2 protein-coding genes are annotated in these 2,256 nt (G+C 70.7%); both read left to right on the top strand.

Going from position 1 to position 2,256, the window contains the following annotated elements; all coding sequences use genetic code 11:
* A partial coding sequence (locus AC5P1B_RS35570) for an acyl carrier protein (RefSeq protein WP_493892173.1) occupies nucleotides 1-788 on the top strand: 788 nt, incomplete at its 5' end.
* Between the two features lie 19 nt (nucleotides 789-807).
* Nucleotides 808-2,256, top strand: a 1,449-nt coding sequence (locus AC5P1B_RS35565) for a type I polyketide synthase (RefSeq protein ID WP_493892172.1), incomplete at its 3' end; no start/stop codon positions are given.

The raw sequence follows: 2,256 nt of genomic DNA, 5'->3' as shown, positions 1-2,256 counted from the left end.
GGCTGTGGGCCGATTCCAGTGGCATGACGGGCAAGGTCACCGACACCGACCTGGCACGGATGAACCGCATGGGCATCGGTGCGATGTCCAGCGAACAAGCCCTGGGACTGCTCGACGCCGCCTGCCGCCACGGCGACCCGCAGCTGATCGCGGCGAACCTGGATGTCCGGGCCCTGACCGCCGAACCCGCTGACAAGGTGCCCGCGCTCCTGCGTGCCCTCGCCAGCGGCGGCCCGGCACGGCGGACCGCCGCAGCGGGCCCCTCGCCGGCCGACTGGGTCAGCCGCCTGGCAGCCACCCCCCGGGACGAGCAACACCGCGTGCTGCTCGACCTGGTCCGTACGCACGCCACAGCGGTGCTCGGGCATACCGACTCCAACGCGGTGCCCGCCGATGTGCCCTTCAAGGAACTGGGCTTCGACTCCCTGACCGCCGTCGAACTAAGGAACAGGCTGGCTGCCGCCAGCGGTCTGCGCCTGCCCGCCACCTTCATCTTCAGGTACCCGACCCCTGCGGCCATCGCGGAGTATCTGCGCGGCGAACTCTGCCCCGCTGACGCCGACCCGTCGCAGCCCCTCTTCGCCGAACTGGAGAAGCTGGAACGCGCGATGACGCGATGCGCACCTGAGGGAGACGCCCGCGGCAGGCTGGCCAAACGCCTGGAGACCCTGCTCTGGAGGCTGGGTGATGGTGCGGCCGACACAGAGCGGAGTGTGGCCGACGAAGCACTGGAGTCCGCCTCTGACGACGAGCTGTTCGACCTGATTGACCGCGAAGTCACGTCATGATCGGGAGAGCGAGAACTGAATGTCCGGTACCGAAGAAAAGCTTCGCCAGTACCTGAAGCGGGTCACAGCGGATCTCGGGCAGACTCGCCAGCGTTTGCGCGAGGCGGAGGAACGGCAGCGACAGCCGATCGCCGTAGTGGCCATGGCCTGCCGCTACCCGGGCGGGATCACCTCTCCCGAGGAGCTGTGGGACCTGGTCGACTCGGGCGGGGACTCGATCACCGCCTTCCCGACCGACCGCGGCTGGGACCTGGACGCCCTCTACCACCCCGACCCGGACCACCCCGGCACAAGTTACGTACGCGAGGGCGGCTTCCTGCACGACGCCGACAGGTTCGACGCGGATTTCTTCGGCATCAGTCCGCGTGAGGCCGTGGCCATGGACCCCCAGCAGCGGCTGCTGCTGGAGGTGGCCTGGGAGACCTTCGAGCGGGCGGGCATCGATCCCGCGACATTGAAGGGCAGCACGACCGGTGTCTACGCCGGTGTGTCCAGCCGCGACTACATGTCCGGCATGCCGCGCGTCCCGGAGGGCTTCGAGGGGTACGCGACGACGGGCACCCTCACCAGCGTGGTCTCGGGCCGCGTCGCGTACACCTTCGGCCTGGAGGGCCCGGCGGTGACGGTGGACACGGCGTGTTCGTCGTCGCTGGTGGCGATGCACCTGGCCGCGCAGGCGCTGCGGCAGGGTGAGTGCACGATGGCGCTGGCAGGCGGGGTGACGGCGCTCACCACGCCCACGGCCTTTGTGGAGTTCTCCCGGCAACGCGGCCTGGCCCCGGACGGCCGGTGCAAGTCCTTCGCCGCCTCCGCCGACGGCACCGGCTTCTCGGAAGGCGCCGGGCTGGTCCTGCTGGAGCGCCTGTCCGACGCACAGCGCAACGGTCATCGGGTGCTGGCGGTGCTACGGGGTTCCGCGGTCACCCAGGACGGCGCCAGCAACGGCCTCACCGCCCCCAACGACGCCGCGCAGGAGCGGGTCATCCGGGAGGCGCTGGCGAACGCGCGACTGGCCGCCGACCAGGTGGACGTGGTGGAGGGGCACGGCACCGGCACCACCCTGGGCGACCCGATCGAGGCACAGGCGCTGCTGGCCACCTACGGGGAAGACCGCCCCGCCGACCTGCCCCTGCACCTGGGGTCCATCAAGGCCAACATCGGGCACGCGCAGGCCGCTGCCGGGGTGGCTGGCGTGATCAAGATGGTCATGGCCATGCGGCACGAGAAGCTGCCGATCTCCCCGCACATCGATGAGCCGACGCCGCACGTGGACTGGCAGTCCGGCGCCGTACGCCTGCTGACCGACCCCGTCCAGTGGCCGCGTCGTGACACCCCCCGGCGGGCCGCCGTCTCGTCGTTCGGCATCAGCGGCACGAACGCCCACGTGATCTTGGAGCAAGCCCCGGAACCGGTGGCGGCGCGGGTTGCTGAGGCGGTCGCATCGGTGGGGGTGGTGCCGTGGGTGGTG

Source organism: Streptomyces sp. A01 (genome assembly GCF_059026195.1).
This window is presented reverse-complemented; position numbering and strand designations above follow the sequence as displayed.